Origin of the sequence: Deinococcus aerolatus (assembly GCF_014647055.1) — a bacterium.
GTDB lineage: Bacteria > Deinococcota > Deinococci > Deinococcales > Deinococcaceae > Deinococcus > Deinococcus aerolatus.
Genome location: NZ_BMOL01000001.1, coordinates 529,186 through 546,206, shown reverse-complemented (window position 1 = coordinate 546,206; position 17,021 = coordinate 529,186). Strand labels below are relative to the sequence as shown.

The following is a 17,021-nucleotide window of genomic DNA, read 5'->3' as shown; positions in this document are numbered from 1 at the left end:
GTACCTAGAGAGCGCTCTGCGCTCCATGTAGTCATCTGTGAACACACATTGATTGATGTCGGGGCTTTTTGTTCGATTGATTCGATAGAAAAAGGCGAAGGTAGGTCAATGAGCGCCCTCAACGTATGCTGCCGAATTTTCAGACCATGCCCTTCAGGTAAACCCAGGTCCCCCCGCCAAGACGCTGCGCTAGCACGCGCGAACGTGATCCCTGGCCAGTTCCTGTGCCTCTAGAATGTCCGGACGTTTAGTTCCCTTTCCGTCTTCCCTTCCCACCCGAGGTTTCATGCTCCGAATCCGTCTCTGTCCGCGCCCTCTTCTCCATGACTGGCGACGCCCATGACCACCCCGCAGCTGCTGGTCTTTGCCACGCTGCTGGGCGCCCTGGTGCTGTTCGTGTGGGGCAAGTGGCGCTACGACGTGGTGGGCATGCTGGCGCTGCTGGCCCTGACCCTGACCGGTGTGGTCAAGGGCAACGAGGCGTTCCGGGGGTTTTCCGAACCTGCCGTGATCACGGTGGCCGCCGTGCTGGTGATCAGTCAGGCGCTGCAGAAAACCGGGCTGGTCAACATCCTGGTGCGCAACCTGGGCCGGGTGGGCAACGGCATGACGGCGCAGATTCTGGCGATGTGCGTCGTGGTGGCGGTGCTCAGCTCGTTCATGAACAACGTCGGCGCCCTGGCGATCATGCTGCCAGTGGCGATCACGCTGGCCAACCGTGCGGGCCGCTCGGCCAGCTCGCTGCTGATGCCGCTGGCCTTCGCCTCGCTGCTGGGCGGCATGACCACATTGATCGGTACGCCGCCCAACCTGATCATCTCCAACCTGCGCCGCGAGCTGCTGGGCGAGCCCTACGGCATGTTCAGCTTCATGGCGGTGGGCGGGGCGGTGGCGGTGGCGGGCATCACGTATCTGGTGCTGGTCGGCTGGCGGTTGCTGCCGCAGCGGGTGTCCGGCGAGAACCGCGCGGACCTGTACCGCATGGCCGACTACATGACTGAAGTTCGGCTGCCGGCGGGCAGCCCCCTGGCCGGGCAGCGCGTGATGGACCTGGGCAAGGTGGAGGGCGTGCAGGTGGTGTCGCTGGTGCGCGGCGAGTCGCAGCGGCCCTTTCCCACGCCGTTCACCGTGTTGCAGGCGGAAGATGTGCTGATCGTCGAGGCCAATGCCGCCCGCCTGACCGAACTGGTGGAGGATGGGCAGCTGACCCTGGTTGGCAACGAGAAAATCACCCCCGAGCAGCTGGCCTCCGACGACGTGACGCTGGCCGAGGTGGTGGTCACGGCGCTGTCGCCCATCGTGGGCCAGAGCGCCGTGAGCCTGCGGCTGCGCCAGCGCTTCAACATCAACCTGATTGCGGTGTCGCGCCAGGGCCAGCGCCTGCGCGAGCGGCTGGTCAACGCCCGCTTCAAGGCCGGGGACGTGCTGCTGATGCACGGGCCGCGCAATTCCATTGAAGAGGCCCTGAACACCCTGGGGTGCCTGCCGCTGCGCGAGCGCCCGCTGGACATGGTGCCGGCTGGTCAGACCCGCAAGATGCTGCTGACCGGCGGCATCTTCCTGGTGGCCATCATCGCCGCCACCCTCAACCTGCTGCCCGTCGCCGTAGCCTTTACCGCCGCCGCCACCCTGATGCTGCTGCTGAGGCTGATCAACCTGCGCGACGTGTACGAGAGCATCGAGTGGCCGATTCTGGTGCTGCTGGCCACGCTGATTCCGGTGGGTACGGCGCTGTCCAGCACCGGTGGCGCGAAGCTGATCGCCGAGGGCGTGCTGGGCGTGGCCGCCGAATGGCCGCCTATGGCCGTGCTGATCGTGGTGATGGTGCTGACCATGACCCTGTCGGACGTGATCAACAACGCCGCCGCCGCACTGATCACCGCCCCCATTGCCGTGACCATCGCGCAGGGGCTAGGGGCCAACCCCGACGCCTTTTTAATGGCCGTGACGCTGGCCGCCAGCAGCGCCTTCCTGACCCCTATCGGTCACCAGAGCAACACGCTGGTGATGGGGCCGGGCGGCTACCGCTTCAGCGACTACTGGAAGGTGGGGCTGCCGCTGGAAATTATCGTGGTGGCGGTGGGGGCACCGGTGATCGCGCTGGTGTGGGGGCTGTGAAGGAGGTCCTGAATGAAGGACGCTCCACGTCCGGCTTCATCCTGCCGGGCGCCGCAGGTTCCATATTGAAGGGTGCTGACTTGCGCGGCGCCGGTGCCCACCGCCCACGCCGCGCCTCAGGTCCGAATCTGTCCATCTGAATCCGTCCACTGCCGCAGGAGGCCTCACCATGAACCCCACCCAGACCGCACCCGACGCCGCCGTTGCCACTGACAAGCTCGAACAGCTCAAGGCCGTCACCGTTGTCGTCGCAGACACCGGCGACATCGAGGCCATCAAGAAGTACCAGCCGCAGGACTGCACCACCAACCCGTCGCTGATTCTCAAGGCCGCGCAGCTGGAAGGCTACAGCGGGCTGATGGACGAGGCGCGCGGCTGGCTGGCAGCGGGCGAGAGCGTCGACGACGTGATCGACAGGCTGACCGTCCGCGTCGGCACCGAGCTGACCAGGATCGTTCCCGGCAACGTCTCCACCGAGGTCGACGCCCGGCTGTCTTTCGATAAGGAGGCCCTGCTGTCCCGCGCCCGCCACCTGATCGCGCTGTACGAGGAGGGCGGCGTGGGCAGGGACCGCATCCTGATCAAGCTGGCCGCCACCTGGGAAGGCATCGAGGCGGCGCGGATCCTGGAGAAGGAGGGCATCCGCTGCAACATCACCCTGCTGTTCAACAAGGAACAGGCCGTGGCCAGCGCCCAGGCCGGGGCTTACCTGATCTCGCCCTTCGTGGGCCGCATCACCGACTGGTACAAGAAGTCCACCGGGACCAAGGACTACCCGGTCGACGAGGACCCCGGCGTGCAGTCGGTACGCGAGATCTACCACCACTTCAAGGCGCACGGCTACCCGACCATCATCATGGGCGCGTCGTTCCGCAGCGCCGCGCAGGTCGAGGCGCTGGCCGGGTGTGACCGCCTGACCATCAGCCCGCAACTGCTGGGCGAACTGGCTGCCGATCACGGCAAGCTGGAAGTTCAGCTGGACGCTGAGATGGGCCATCAGAAGGAAGACCGCATCACCGAGGCGCAGTTCCGTTACAGCCTGGCCAGCAACGCGATGGCGGGCGAGAAGCTCTACGAGGGCATCCGGGGCTTCGCCGCCGACACCGAGAAGCTGGGCCAGCTGCTGACCGGGGCCGAGTAGGGGACGCCCGCCTGGGCCCACCCTGACTAACCGGACCCGCCCGAGCCATTCAAATGCTCGGGCGGGTCCGTGTCGACACTGCTGCTCTTTCAAGTCATGCGCTGTGGTCCCGATCTTTCGGCCCGGGCGTATGCGGGTTCCAGATGCCTCAGCCGTGCCGGGGCTTGATGACCAGCCGCCGCGCTGCGCCCTCGCCCACGGATTCGCTCATCACGTCGGGGTGCTCCTTGAGGGCGATGTGGATCACGCGGCGCTCGGCAGCGGGCATGGGCTGCAACTCGTGGGGCTCCCCGCTCTTGGCGACGCCGATGGCCAGGCGCTCGGCCAGCTTGGTCAGGGTGTCGGCCTGACGCTTGCGAAAGCCGCCGATGTCCACGCGCACGCGGATGTCCCCGCGGCCCTCGTGCTTGGACAGCACCGTGTAGGCGATGACCTCGATGGCCCCCAGCGTGCGCCCGTCGCGTCCGGCCAGGCGGCCTGCATTCTCCCCGCTGATCTCTGCTTCCAGGGCGTCCTCGGTTTCGCGGACGGTGACGTTCAGCTCGGGGTCGATGCGTGCCATCAGGCCACGCAGAAAACGCTCCAGCGCCGTTCTGGGGTCACCGGCAGTGTCCAGCGCGGGTGCAGAAACGGGCGTGTCCGGTGCGGGCGGCGGCGTGACGCTCTCGTCCGCCTCGCTGATGCCCAGCTCCGCGAGGTAATCGTCGAGATTCGTGCGGTTGTCCATGTTCCGCAGTCTACCCTGTGCCTCTCACCCGTTTCCCACAGGATGTCGGGGCCGGGTGGGGGTCAGGTGGAGGGGCCGCGCAGCTCGCGGGCCAGGGTCTGAGCGCTGCGCTCCAGCATGGCGTACACGTGTTCAAAGCCGTCCATTTCTCCTGCGCCGGAGCCGCCGTAGTACGGGTCCGGCACGTCCGCGCCGGGGGCCTGGGGGTCCCACTCGCGCATCAGGTGCAGGCTGGCCCGCGCGTCCGGCGGGGCCAGTCTGCGGGCGTCCTGAAGGTTCTGGCCGTCCATGGCCAGGATCACGTCGAAGTCCCTGAAGTCCTGCGCCGTCAGCTGGCGGGCGCGGCTGTTCAGCTCCAGTCCGTGGCCGCGGGCCACCAGGATGCTGCGCGGGTCGGCGGGGCGGCCCACGTGCCAGTCGCCGGTCCCGGCGCTGTCCACCTCGGCCCGCACCCCGGCGGCTTCCAGTTCCCGCCGCAGCAGGGCCTCGGCCAGCGGACTGCGGCAGATGTTGCCCAGGCACAGCGTCAGCACGCGCAGCGGCGGGGTGTTGGGCGTCATGCGGGCGATTGTGCCACAGGGTGGGGGAGACCGGGAAGCTTCACGGCGTGGACGCCCATGTCAGTCACTGGCAGGTACGGGTCACTTCCAGTACACCGCCCGCCGCACCAGCCATTCCAGCGGCCCGCTGCCGAAGCGGCGCAGCCACCACGCGCTGACCGGCAGCTGCAGCAGGCCCACGCCCAGGGCCAGCCCCACCGCCGCCGCCGCTCCCCACTGGCCGAACTGCGCCCCGGCGTAGGGGTAGAACACGGCGGTCATAATCAGGCTCTGGGCAATGTAATTGCTCATGGCGACGCGGCCACCGGCGGCCAGGGCACGCAGCGGCCCCAGCCGCCCCCGCACCGTCAGCAGACCAAGCACGCCCACGTAACCCAGTGCCGACGCCAGCCCGCCGCCCATGCGAACCGGAATGGCCAGCAGGCCGCTGGCGTAATCGCCGCGCGTGTTCAGCCAGGCCAGCAGGGCGCCCAGCGGCAGCCCGACGAGCAGGCCGCCCACTGTCAGGCCGCGCAGCAGACGCAGATGCTCATGCGGGCGCAGCAGCAGCCCGGTGCGCCCCGCCGCCGCTCCCAGGCAGAACAGGGCCAGCAACCACGCGCCGTTGTAGAGGCTGCCCCCGATCAGCTCGCCCGTAAAATCGGCGGCCCGTCCGGACACCACCGCCGCGTAGGTGTCGCCGGGCGACAGAGCAGGCAGGCCGGTGAACCGGGGCGCGTCCAGCCCCCCGCGCAGCGCGGCGAGGCCATCGAGCAGTCCCAGCCCCAGCCACCACGCGCCCAACACCGCCGCCAGCGTGACCAGCCCCCGCGCCGTCATGCGGGCGGTGGCCAACAGCGCGATGGCCAGCACCGCGTAAAGCGAGATGATATCGCCGTGCCACACCAGCACGTAGTGCAGGGAACCTGCCAGCAGCAGCGTCAGGTGTCGCCGCAAAAAGATGCCGGCGCCCTGCCGGGCCAGCAGACCCGCCGCGCCCCAGCCGAACAGCATGGCAAAGATGCTGATGAACCGTCCGTTGGCCAGCACGTCGGTGGCCACCTGCACGGCGCGGTCCAGCCCGGTCTGGGTCCACTCGAGAAAGCCCGCGAAATCCTGGGCATTGACCAGCAGGATGCCCAGCAGGGCCAGTCCGCGCAGCACGTCCGGCAGCGGGGCACGTGCCTGAACCGGTCCTGGCCGGATGGGCGGCGCGGCGTCCGGCGGCAGCGGCGTGAGGGTCATGCGGGTCAGGCTAGCGCTTCACGGCGCGGCGTTCGGTGGCACAGCGCCCGGCTGCCGCAGGCCACCTTCTTGCCGATCGGCATATGGGTCGTGGGCACCCTCGTGCTGCGTGTCTTGTCCTCTCCGTACTCCCGTTCCCCGCCGTGGTGATCCATTGGAGGAGTGGTCCCCCGATCAGTCCACACCCAGCGCCCGGAGCACGTCCGCCAGATGACGGCGTTCCTGTTCGGCCTGATCTGCTTCGCCGTGCAGCTCATGCCAGCGGATCAGGTCCTCACGGCTGTCGGTGTCCAGCGGGTCCGTGGCGATCAGCGCCCGCAGCGCGTCGCGGCGGTGGATGTCGGCCGCCGGCTGGGCCTGTGCGTGCAGCCGCAGGGCGTCGTGCAGCAGGTGCTCGGCCCAGGCCCGTTCCTCGGTCAGTTCGGCGGGCAGGTCGGAGAGGACGGTCAGGGGAGCGGTCATCGGACGCAGCAGCGCAGCCAGTCCGGCCAGATCCTGACTCTGCAGGGCGCGGCGCAGGTCAGCCAGGTCGCTCTGGACCGGAAACAGCAGGGACATCGCGCCGCGCTCGCTACCCACCAGCGGTACGCCAAAGGTGCTGCGCAGGTGGTACACCGCCGTCTGAAGACTGGCCAGCGGATTCTTGGCTCCGGGCCAGAAACGGTCGGCCAGCACTTCACGGGACTGCGGGTGTTCTGCCAGCGCCAGCGCCACCAGCAGCGCCGCACTCTTGCGGGTCGGGAAGTCGCCCAGTTGCACCTGGCGTCCGGCATGCGTGAAGCGCAGCGGCCCCAGGGTCTGAATACGCAGTGGAAACAGGGCGCGGGTGGGCGGGTCCTGGGCCAGGCTGGCCAGTGGGGCGGCGGCGCGGCTGCCCAGCAGGGCCAGATACCCGTGCTGGCGGATCAGCTCCAGGGCCTCGTGCAGATCGTCCGGGCTGGCCCGGTGAAGCAGGGCCGTGACCAGTTCCAGCCGCGCCTCCTCCTGCCGGGCCGCCTCGATAATGGCGTCAATTGAGATTTCTCCCAGCAAGGCCCCCTCCAGTTCGGCCCGCAGCCCCAGGGGACTGGCGTGGTGCAGGATGTCCAGCGCCTGTTCCGGCTGTCCGAGTTCCCGGTGGGCACGCACCCGCAGCAGGGCCGTCTCTGCCTGCAGGCTGCGGTCCTCGGTCTGGACGCGGTCCAGCGCCGTGAGGGCCTGCGCTGCTTCGCCGACCTGCAGGGCCAGAATGGCCTGCACCCGGTGCATCCACCCTGCCGTGAGACTGGAAAGCTGGCGTTCGTTGAGCGCGGCGGCAGCCTGGAGATGATGCTGGGCCTGATCGAACTCGCCCAGGTAGATGTGGGATTCTGCCAGATTCAGGTGACTGAGCGCCGCCTCCTGAACGAGTTCGGGCAGAAACAGATGGAGTGCCTTGCGGTAGGGCACGAGGGCTTCGCGCAGCTGTCCCCGTCCGAAGTACAGCGAGCCCAGTGTTTTCAGGCTGTGGGCCTCGCGCGGAAGGTCTCCAGCCGCCCGGAAGGCGGCCACGGCGTCATTCAGACTGTCTTCGGCTTCGGCATGTCGCCCGAGCTGCACGAGCAGCGTGGCGCGGTTCTGACTGGCCTCTCCGGCCGTCGGCCCGTCGCTCCGGGCGGCCAGAGTAAAGTCGTCCAGAGCCCCATCCACATGGCCCTGCATCGCCCGCACCACCCCGCGGGCATTCAGGACCAGTGCCGTCCCCGCCCCGGTCAGGTCGTCCAGGGCGCGGGAATACAGTGTCCCGGCCCGCTCCAGATCGCCCGTGACGCGTGCAAGCAGCCCCGCGAGATACCGTGCCTCGGGCGCTGTGCGCCAGCGTTCCGGCAGGCGCTGCAACTGGGCCCGGAGGGCCGCCTCTCCCTGAACAGCCCGGGCGCTCTGCAGCAGCAGCGACAGGTGGTCGGTCCACAGGGCCGCGTCGGCCAGAGCCTCCAGGGCCGCGGCGGTCTGATCGGCGTCATGAAGGGCCTGGGCCGCCAGCCGGGCCAGCCCGGGATCGGGGTCCGGCGCCAGCCAGCGGCGCAGCAGCGGTGGAAAGGCCCAGCCGCCCACCGCTGGCCACAACCAGCCGCCCTCGGCCAGCGCCTGCCAGGCAGCCGGGGCCACGTCCAGGGCCGCCGCCACGCCGGGCGTGACCAGCGGTGACACGGCCAGCCGCCGGGCCGCCTGCCCCAGGTTCTCGGGCGGCGACACAGGCCCCAGCAGCATGCTGGCCCGCGCGTGTCGGTAGGCCTGCGGGTCACCGGGCCGCGACCGGGCCAGGGCCAGGGCCAGGGGCCAGCCGCCACTCCCCGCAAAGGTCGCGGCCTGTTCGGCCGCCGTCTGGTCCGGCAGGGCCAGGGCCCAGTCCTCAGCGGTGTAACAGAGGTCCTCTCCGCACAGCACCAACACATTGTCAGCTGGGTCTGGCAGGGTCTGCAGGTCCTGCCGGGTGGCCGGAAGCCACAGCCACGCGGTCTGTTCCGGCGGCGGTGGGGTACGCCAGATCGTCCAGCCCTGCGCCGCAGCCCAGCCTGTCAACCCAGGCAGATTGGCCCCCACCTCCACAGGCGCCACCACGCCGGCCCAGTCACCCTGCAAGCGCAGCAGCAGCTGTACGGGCAGGGGGAGAGGCGACATGGACCGAGTATAGAGCGGCCTCCTGCGCTGGCTCTGTCACGGCTTTTGAGCGGCCGTGGCCTGGGCGAATGGAGGCGTGGGGCCTCTGCCTCACGCTTCTCCCAGTTCTTTGTGGCGGCTTTGTGTTTTTTTTGAGAGTCACCTGCTTCAATGGTCTCAAGCACCTACAGTATTCAAAGGAGTCCCCCATGAAGAATTTTTCCAAGCTTGGCCTGGGTCTGACCGTCATTCTCGCTTCCTGCGGGCAGAGCACTCCCCAGGGTTCCATGAGCCCCACCGCCGCCCAGCCGGGCCGTCTGGGGACGCAGGCCACCACCCTGTCGGCCTGCTCGGCCCTGTATGCCTCCGGCCCCAGCGGCGTGCAGGTGGACAGCTCGATGCGCTACGGCCAGGTCGGGACATTGATTCTGTCCTTCGCCGACAACGTCAGCAAGGGCCGGGCCATCACCTGGATGGATTCCAACATGGACGTCGACCTTGGACACGGCCTGGGCGCCTTTGACGTGCTGCCGATGGTGGCGGTCAAGACCCTGATTACCCAGGACCTGATTGGTCAGCTCAAGGCCAGCCTGCCCGGCCTGGAGTCCATCTACCAGGACGCCCCACTGCAGTACAAACTCGCCGAGAGCGTCAAGTTCATCGGGGCCGACACCGCGCAGAGCACCTACGGCGTGAGCGGCAAGGGCATCGGCGTGGGCATCATTGACTCGGGTGTGGACGGTACCCACCCCGATCTGGACCACATCGCCAAGAACGTGAAGCTCGTCGGCCCCCTGACCGACACCCCGGCGGGCGGCTACCTGTACGTGGACCTGCCCAACACCGACACCAGCAGCGGCCACGGTTCGCACGTTGCCAGCACCATCGGCGGCAGCGGCGAGGCCTCCGCCGGTAGCGCCCGCATGCGGCGTGGCGTGGCACCCGGCGCCACCCTGGTGGGCGTCGGCGCGGGCGACGGCCTGAGCATCCTGTACGCGCTGCAGGGCTTTGACTACCTGATGAAGCCCGACATCCGCGAGACCTACAACGTGCGCGTGATCAGCAACTCCTGGGGCAGCAGCGGCGAGTTCGCGCCGTACAACCCCATCAGCATTGCCGCCAAGCGCGCCTACGACGCTGGAATGGTCGTGGTGTTCGCCGCCGGCAACGAGGGACCGAACGCCAATACCCTGAACCCCTACTCGGCCAGCCCCTGCGTGATCAGCGTCGCCGCCGGAGACAAGCAGGGCTACCTCGCCAGCTTCAGCAGCCGTGGTCGCCCCGGTGACGCACTGGTTCACCCCGACGTCACCGCTCCCGGCGTGAAGATCAGCGCGGCGCGCGGCCTGACCGGTCTGGCTGCTACCACCGTGCCCGATACCGACAACCCCCGCTACTCCACCATCAGCGGCACGAGCATGGCGACCCCGCATATCAGCGGTGTGGTGGCCCTGATGCTCGAGGCCAACCCCAAGATGAACCTGGACAGCGTTCTGGAAGCATTCAAGAAGACCAGCCGCGCGATGTACTACGTCGCCACCGCCACCAACGGTTTTGATCCGGCCCAGGTGGTCGTGAAGAAGCGCGAGGAGTGGGAGGTGGGGTACGGCTACGTGGACGCCAACGCCTCGGTACGGGAGGCCGTGCGTCAGAACCCCAACCGCTTCTCGGTGCAGACCACCGCCCTGCCCGGCTGGAGCGGCACCGTGGACACCGCCGCCTGCGCCCCCACCGCCGGCTGCGTGAAGAATGCGGAGAGCACCCACGTCCTGAACGTGCCGGCTGGCTCGAGCGTGCTGCGCGTCACCACCGACTGGGGCAACCCCGCCTTTGACCTGGACCTGGAGGTCTACAACCCCGCCGGTCAGCTGATCGGCTCCAGCGCCCAGGGCACCAGCACCAACGAGGCTGTCAGCATTCCCAATCCGGTGGCCGGCAACTGGCGGGTGGTGCTCAAGGGTTACCTGAACGCCCCCACCCCCTACAGCGGCACTGCCGAAGTGGACCGGATCGTCAAGCAGTAGCCTTTCCAACCGCCAGACCGCGTCCTGAAGCCAAACCCCGTCCCCGTGACGGGGTTTGTTTAAGTGGTATGCGCCTCCATGTTCGTTGCTGCCCTGAACAGAAGCAGGCGACGGCATGAGGCGTGCTGGGAGCGGCTGTGATGGTGTACCCGCTCCTAATTGCTGTGCAGGAGGGCCTTTCTCCTTCTGCTCAGGCTTATTTCAGACAGCTTTCGCTGAAAAAACATAAGCCTATCGCCACACCTGACCGTCTACATTTCCACATCCCGTGCAGCGTGTGCGCCTTTGTCGGCGGGGTAGGCTACAGGGACAAGCGAGAGCGTCTCTCATGCTGACACGACAGGAGGGCAAGTGGTTTGAGCCTGGGCGGTACCTGCGCACCACGTCAGATGGATTCCCTCCCCTATGTTTGCTCTGTATCCTCCTGCTGGGTTGATGCTGGTCTGAAGCCTCTGGGCATGGCTTTGTCGAATGCTGTGGTCAGAGTCGTCCCGGACTGCCCTAGATTGGACCGCATACGATAGGTGCAGGCTAGGATTTCTGACTCCTTTCTGCTGCCCAAGCTGAGGTCATCTTGCAAAACGCTGTTCCACACGACACTGCCCCTAACGAAGAAACCACGCCGCTGATCAGCGTGGTGATTCCCACCTATCGCCGCCCGGACCTGCTGCTGCGCCGGGGACTCGGCAGCGCGCTGGCACAGAGTTATCCGAATCTGGAAGTGCTGGTAGTGATGGACGGCCCCGATCCTGAGACGGCGGCAGCGTTGGCCACAGTGCAAGATCCCCGGCTGCGCCTACTGACCCTGCCGCACAACCAGGGACCATCGGCGGCCCGCAACCACGGCGTGCAGCACGCGCGGGGTGAGTGGATTGCCTTTCTGGATGACGATGATGTGTGGCGGCCGGACAAGCTCATCCGGCAGATGCAGCGGGCGCAGCGCTCCGCCCATGCACTGCCGGTGGTGCTGAGCGGGTACATCGAGCGCACGCCGCACGGGGACCGCCTGTACCCCCCGCGCCCCAAGGCTGCCGATGAGCGTCTGGGCGACTACATGTTTGCCCGCAGCCCACGGCGCCCACCGGGAAGCGCGGTGTTCGGCCATCTGGTGTTGTTGCCGCGCACCCTGGCGCTGCAACTGCCCTGGCCCGAACACCTACGCAACAACGAGGACTGGGACTGGCTGCTGCGCCTGGAAGACACGCGCGGCGTCGGCTTCGAGCAGCTATCCCCGGAAGACGCCTCGACGCTGGCGGTCTATTACGTGGGAGAGGACCGAGCCACCGGCAGCGGGGTCTCAACGTGGCGGCCCATGCTGGCGTGGGCACAGAACCACCGCCGGGACGGACGGCTCTCAGACCGGGCCTTCGCCGGGTTTTTGCTGGCGCAACTCGCTCCGCGCGCCGTCCGGGCCAACGACGCCCTTGGCCTGCCTGTGCTGGGGGCGGCGCTACTGTCCACCCGCCCCCAGCCTGCCGAACTGGCCACCTTCGCCAAACACTGGATCGTCCCAGCTTCATTGCGCCGCCGATTGCGGCAGTGGCTGAATACCCGCCGTCCTCCCGTCCGGCTGGGCAACGTGACTAAGGATAGTGGGGCTGAAGAGGGCAGGTCGGCCCAGAACCGGCGCCCGTCTCCCACAGTCTTTTTTGCAGGGCCACAGTCGCCCGGTGACCGGCGGCCCGCCGTCAAGGTCACCTTTCTGATCGAATCCATGAGGGCGCGGGCCGGCATGGAACGGGTCACGGCAACTGTGGCGGGTGGGCTGTCCGCGCTGGGACTGGACGTGCAGATTCTGACCCTACGGGGCGAGACCTCGGCCTTCGAGCTTCCGGAGGCCGTCACCCTGACGTCGCTGGGGTTGCCGGAGGGCACCCTGCGGATGCGGGCGCAGACCGTCCCGCTGGTGAGCGTAGTGCGCCGTGAATTGCGGCGGCGGCGCCCGGACGTGCTGATCACGGTGGACACTTTCCTGGCCGGGTTCGTGTTCCCAGCCATTCTGGACCTGCCCATGCTCCGGGTGGCCTGGGAACACTTTAATTTCCGCAGCGACCTGAACATGCGTTCCCGCCGGCTCGCCCGCGTGGTCGCCGCCCATCTGGGTCACCGGGTGGTTACCCTGACCAGGCAGGACCGTGGGTGGTGGCGTGCGGCCTTCCCGCAGGCGCCCGCCTCGATCACCGCGATTCCCAATCCGCTAACGGTGGACCGTCCCCCTGTCAACCCGTACTCACTTCAAAGCCGCGTGGTCCTGGGCATGGGTCGTCTGGACCATCAGAAGGGGTTCGACCTGCTCCTGCGTGCCTGGGCTGAGGTCGAGACCGACTGCCCCGATTGGCGGCTTCAGATCTACGGCCAGGGACCGGAGGAACAGGCCCTGCGCGAGTTGGCGGGGGACCTGGGACTGCGCCGCTGGGACCTGTGCGCCCCTACACCTGAAGTTGCAGCGGTCTACCGCAGCGCAGGCATCTACGCCCTCAGCTCCCGCCACGAGGGGCTGCCTCTGGTTCTGATGGAAGCCCAGGCCCACGGTGTGCCAGCGGTGGCTTTTGACTGCCACACTGGGCCGGCAGAGTTACTGGCGGCAGGAGGAGGCGCGTTGGTCCCGGTACAGGACGTCACCGCCTTCGCCTCGGCCTTGCGGTCTCTGATGGCGCAGCCGACTGTGCGGCAGGCGTGGAGCGAACGCGCCCACGCCGGAGCTGGGCGTTACCGCCTGGAGCCGATTCTGGGGCAGTGGCTGCGGCTGCTGGCGGCGGGACGTGGTGGCCCGCCAGAGGCAGAGGACCAGGACCGATGACCCACGTCTGAACCACGCCTGTAGTTCCGTGACGCTTTCAGCCTGCGGCATTGCAGGCCAGTTACCGTGTCGTCAGCAAGCATGGCCTCGGGTCTGGCCTCCTGGTTGTTCCGCACCGATGCCGTGAACAGTGAACCGGAGCGGCAGTGGGACAGGAAAAAGATGACCTGTCTCCCCGCAGCGGCGTTCGGCACCTCGCTGGCGATTCTAAAGGCTGCCTCTGCCGTCTGCCGGACCAGGCCCGGGTCCAGCAGGGTGTCGCCGGGCTGGTGGTAGTTGGCATCCAGGCCCCGGTGGAACAACAGCGTCGGCACCCCGGCCTGCCGGAACGGCACCTGATCGCTGCTGCCAGGTGTTCCCTCGCTGGCCTCCAGGCCCGCGCGCCTCGCCGCCGCCACCAGCGCGGCCTCGCCGCTGACGCTCAGGGGCGTGGCGTTCAAGCCCACCATGTCCAGATTGAGCATGGCCTTCAGCCCCTTTATGGTGTCGGGATTGTTCTTCACGAAGGCGCGTGACCCCTGCAGGCCGTCCTCCTCGCCGTCAAAAAGCAGGAAGAAACTGCGTGCCGACAGCGGCGTGTTGGCGGCCTGCCGCGCAATGTCCAGCACCGCCAGGGTGCCCGAGAGGTTGTCGTTGGCCCCCGGCGCCCCCCTGACCGAATCCAGATGCGCGCCGATCAGCACCTCCGGGGTGCGGACCCCCGCCTTGAAGGCGATCAGGTTGACGCCCTGGACCTCGTCCTGGCGCACGCGGACGCGCAGGGTGACCGACTGACCGTCCGTGAGGGCCGCGCCCACCGTGGGCGACACGCCCAGCACCGGCAGGGCCACCACCTGACCCAGTGTCCCCCGGAAGTCCCCGGCGCTGTCGTTGACGATCACGGCGCCCACCGCGCCGGCCGCCAGCGCGGCGCGGACCTTGTTGATGAAGGGGATCTGCCCGCGCTGCACCACCGCCACCCGGCCGCGCACGTCCACGCGGGCAAAGTCGGCCGGTGTGCCCACGCCCGGCACGAGGGCTGCCGGGGCCGTGACCTCGCCCCCGGCGGCGTCCTGCAGGGCGTTGCCCCCCAGCACCTGCGTGCCCACCCGCACGTCCGAGCCCAGATCATCGAAACGCGGGTAGCCGAAGCTCTCGCGGCGCGTCTGATAGCCCAGGGCCTGGAACTGCGTTTCCAGATAGCCGCGGGCCTGCTCGTTGGCCGCGCTGCCCGCCACCCGGGGGCCGAAGCCCAGCAGGGTCCGGGCGTGGTCCTCCACGCCGAGGGCGAGGCTGGCACCGGGAAGGGTCAACGCCAGCAGCGCGGGCCACAGCAGTGGTTTCATGGGCGGAGTAGACCACGGGCAGCACGCCTCCAGGGTGGGCGCGGCTGCCATTTTCGGGGGCGGGCTGGAGAGGATCTGCTACGGCTGCGCCACCAGCAGCAGCGCCCGCCCGTCGTGATCGCCCGTGGTCTCTGTGGGCGTATCGAGGGCCGAGCCCAGGCTCAGGTGATCCTGCGGTTTGTAGATGGTGTTCTTGCCCAGCTGCTGGCCCAGGTCCTCGCGCGCCACCTGAAACGAGTTGTAGGGGTGGCCGGGGCGCGGCAGCCAGCGGAAGTCCTCGCGACTGAATGAGGCCGTGAACACCGTGCTGCTGCCAACCGTGAACGGTCCGAACACCCGCCCGTGGTTGTTGAGGCCGTACCACGGACCGTCACTGAAGGCCAGCCCCTGGCCCTGTGGGTACTGGCCCTTCAGTTGCCCGTTCAGGTAGCCGTAATAGCCGTCACTGTGCATGTTCTTGGGACCATACCCCGCCCTGTCCATCGCCTCCAGCATCCGGCGAGTGGCGCCCTCGGGTGTCCGGGCCACCGGGTCGATCAGCACCACGTTGATCGGTTCGCGCAGCGTGCGGCCCCCAACCTTCTCCCCCAGCCAGGTGGCGTTCTCCAGATGTTTGGTGATCATCCAGCGGCCCAGGTTGCCCACGCCCTGGACGTTCTGCGCTACGTCGCCCGGCGTGGGGACAAAGGTGGCGGGGTCGGGCAATGAACCGGAATGCGCCGGGGCACAGGCGGCCAGGGTCAGGGGAAGGGCGCACAGGGGCAGCAGCAGGACGCGGCACTTGAACATGGGTTAAACCTCCAGGAGTGGACGGGAAAAGGGGTCCTTAAAGTTGGATCTGTGGAGAATAGGGCAATTTTTACCTTCTCAGGCGCCCTGCAAGGGGGACACTCGCACTTGTCCGAGTTCACCCCGGACGCGATGCTGTGGTCAACACCGCGGGGTGGACGGGCCAGTCCTGTCCCCGGATCAGTCCCGGCAGAGTCAACCTCTTAAACTAGGAGCAAGATGACCAGCAAAAGCAGCACAAGAAGAGGCAACCTGATGACCACGCTGCTGGGCGGGGCCACCGTGGTCACGCTGGCCGTGGCGATTGCGCTGGGTCTGGCCGCGCCGCTGGACGTGAACCAGGGCTCGCTGGTCCGGCTGATGTTCGTGCACGTGCCGAGCGCGTGGCTGAGTTATCTGGCGTACGGCGGCACCGGATTGTTCGGCCTGCTGTACCTGATCCAGCGTCAGCGGCGCTGGGACCGGCTGGCCCTGGCCAGTGCCGAGATCGGCGTGTTGTTCACGGTGGTGACCATCGTGGGCGGCATGCTGTGGGCCAAGCCCACCTGGGGCACGTACTGGGTCTGGGACGCCCGCCTGACCACCACAGCCCTGAGCCTGGTGGTCTACGGCGGCTACCTGCTGATCCGCAGCCTGATCGACGACCCCGAACGCCGCGCCCGCATTTCGGCGGTGGTGGGCATCGTGGGCACGCTGTACGTGCCGGTCAATTACATGGCGGTGGAGTGGTGGCGCGGTGTGCACCAGACCCAGACCCTCAAGCTGCTGGGCAAGGTGCGCTTCGACGCCGCGCCGGTCTACGGCTGGGTGCTGCTGATGGCGGTGGTCGCCTTTTCCTTCCTGTATCTGTACCTGCTGCGCGTGCGCGGCACGCTGGCCGCCCGCGAAGAGGCCCGAGAGGAGCGCGAACTGATGGAAGACCTGCAAGTCCAGGGCGTGGGCGAGGGCGTGGGAACCGCCCGTGGAGCGTCTCATGGATAAGTACAGCGCCTACGTGATCATCGTCTATGCCGTGACCTTCGTGCTGCTGCTGAGCTATCTGGTGTGGATGTGGGCGCGGCTGCGCGCGGTGAAAGACGAGACCGGGGAGGCCCCAAGGTGAGCCCCGCGCCCGCCCCGCTGGCGCGCGCCCGCCAGCGCCGCCGCAATCCGCTGCCGGTGGTTCTGGGCGTCCTGGCCCTGGTGGGCCTGAGCGCCTTTATCGCCTTTGGCAACCTGAACAAGAGCCTGGAATACTTCGTCACCCCCACCGAGTACCAGCAGCAGCGCGCCAAGCTGGAAGGCCGCGCCATCCGCATCGGCGGGCTGGTCAGGTCTGTGAACTACAACCCCCAGACGCTGGACCTGAAGTTCGTCGTTTCGGACGGCGGGGCCAGCTTTCCGGTGCAGTACAGCGGAGCCGTCAGCGACCTGTTCAGGGAAAACCAGGGGGTGGTGGTGCGCGGCGAGTTTCAGGGCGACACCTTTCACGCCCAGGAACTGATTGTCAAGCACAGCGAGGAATACAACGTGCCGCAGACGCAGACCGAGCTGAAGGACATGCTTCAGCAGACGCAGTGAGGGCCGCCCGTGGGTTGTGACCGGTGGCGTGTGGAAAAGGCCGAGGGCCTGAGCGTCCAGCCCCTGATCTCTCTGTTCCTGACCTGTAAAGGCCTGGGGCTGAGGATGCCCCCCACAGGCTGCACCCCATCCCG

Annotated in this window: 13 protein-coding genes; 7 read left to right on the top strand and 6 right to left on the bottom strand. The window is 67.9% G+C overall.

The features are described from left to right. The first annotated feature begins 339 nt into the window (after positions 1 to 339). Together IEY31_RS02590 and tal are read left to right on the top strand one after the other, a co-directional pair. A complete protein-coding gene (locus tag IEY31_RS02590) occupies positions 340 to 2,118 on the top strand; it encodes an SLC13 family permease (RefSeq protein WP_188968661.1) in 1,779 nt (592 codons plus the stop codon). Positions 2,119 to 2,287: 169 nt separating this feature from the next. Then, a complete protein-coding gene (tal, locus tag IEY31_RS02585) occupies positions 2,288 to 3,259 on the top strand; it encodes a transaldolase (RefSeq protein ID WP_188968660.1) in 972 nt (323 codons plus the stop codon). Between the two features lie 148 nt (positions 3,260 to 3,407). On the opposite strand, the gene IEY31_RS02580 is transcribed toward tal, so the two are convergent. The 4 genes from IEY31_RS02580 to IEY31_RS02565 all read right to left on the bottom strand — a co-directional run bounded on the left by IEY31_RS02580 (position 3,408) and on the right by IEY31_RS02565 (position 8,410). Then, complete coding sequence (locus tag IEY31_RS02580) at positions 3,408 to 3,986, bottom strand: Jag family protein (RefSeq protein WP_188968659.1); 579 nt, start codon at positions 3,984 to 3,986, stop codon at positions 3,408 to 3,410. Positions 3,987 to 4,048: 62 nt separating this feature from the next. Continuing rightward, positions 4,049 to 4,546, bottom strand: coding sequence for a low molecular weight protein-tyrosine-phosphatase (locus tag IEY31_RS02575; RefSeq protein ID WP_188968658.1), 498 nt, complete (start codon positions 4,544 to 4,546; stop codon positions 4,049 to 4,051). 81 nt (positions 4,547 to 4,627) lie between these two features. After that, positions 4,628 to 5,770 (bottom strand): DUF418 domain-containing protein, encoded by a 1,143-nt coding sequence (locus tag IEY31_RS02570; RefSeq protein WP_188968657.1) that lies wholly within the window; start codon positions 5,768 to 5,770, stop codon positions 4,628 to 4,630. A 174-nt stretch (positions 5,771 to 5,944) separates the two neighbouring features. Continuing rightward, a complete protein-coding gene (locus IEY31_RS02565; RefSeq protein WP_188968656.1) occupies positions 5,945 to 8,410 on the bottom strand; it encodes a tetratricopeptide repeat protein in 2,466 nt (821 codons plus the stop codon). Between the two features lie 188 nt (positions 8,411 to 8,598). Here IEY31_RS02565 and IEY31_RS02560 point away from each other — a divergent pair, with 188 nt between their 5' ends. Both IEY31_RS02560 and IEY31_RS02555 read left to right on the top strand, forming a co-directional pair. Continuing rightward, entirely contained in the window at positions 8,599 to 10,413 is a 1,815-nt protein-coding gene (locus IEY31_RS02560) for a S8 family serine peptidase (protein WP_188968655.1), read from the top strand. A 574-nt stretch (positions 10,414 to 10,987) separates the two neighbouring features. Further along, entirely contained in the window at positions 10,988 to 13,213 is a 2,226-nt protein-coding gene (locus IEY31_RS02555) for a glycosyltransferase (RefSeq protein WP_188968654.1), read from the top strand. Here the strand turns inward: IEY31_RS02555 and IEY31_RS02550 are convergent. Both IEY31_RS02550 and IEY31_RS02545 read right to left on the bottom strand, forming a co-directional pair. Further along, positions 13,123 to 14,538 carry a M28 family metallopeptidase gene (locus IEY31_RS02550; protein WP_188968653.1) on the bottom strand — a complete coding sequence of 472 codons (1,416 nt, stop codon included), beginning with the start codon at positions 14,536 to 14,538 and terminating at the stop codon, positions 13,123 to 13,125. The two genes, IEY31_RS02555 and IEY31_RS02550, sit on opposite strands and share 91 nt — an antisense overlap. Before the next feature lie 78 nt (positions 14,539 to 14,616). Then, positions 14,617 to 15,327: a hypothetical protein gene (locus IEY31_RS02545; RefSeq protein ID WP_188968652.1), complete on the bottom strand. Its 711-nt coding sequence runs from the start codon at positions 15,325 to 15,327 to the stop codon at positions 14,617 to 14,619. Positions 15,328 to 15,546: 219 nt separating this feature from the next. Here IEY31_RS02545 and ccsA point away from each other — a divergent pair, with 219 nt between their 5' ends. Genes ccsA through ccmE form a run of 3 tightly spaced genes read left to right on the top strand, consistent with a single transcriptional unit; the run spans position 15,547 to position 16,887 of the window. Further along, positions 15,547 to 16,308, top strand: a complete 762-nt coding sequence (ccsA, locus tag IEY31_RS02540) for a cytochrome c biogenesis protein CcsA (protein ID WP_229723263.1) — start codon at positions 15,547 to 15,549, stop codon at positions 16,306 to 16,308. After that, complete coding sequence (locus tag IEY31_RS18880; protein ID WP_188968651.1) at positions 16,301 to 16,429, top strand: heme exporter protein CcmD; 129 nt, start codon at positions 16,301 to 16,303, stop codon at positions 16,427 to 16,429. Before ccsA ends, IEY31_RS18880 begins: the two co-directional genes overlap by 8 nt. After that, entirely contained in the window at positions 16,426 to 16,887 is a 462-nt protein-coding gene (gene ccmE, locus IEY31_RS02530) for a cytochrome c maturation protein CcmE (protein WP_188968650.1), read from the top strand. The genes IEY31_RS18880 and ccmE overlap by 4 nt, the downstream gene beginning before the upstream one ends. The last annotated feature ends 134 nt before the right edge of the window (positions 16,888 to 17,021 follow it).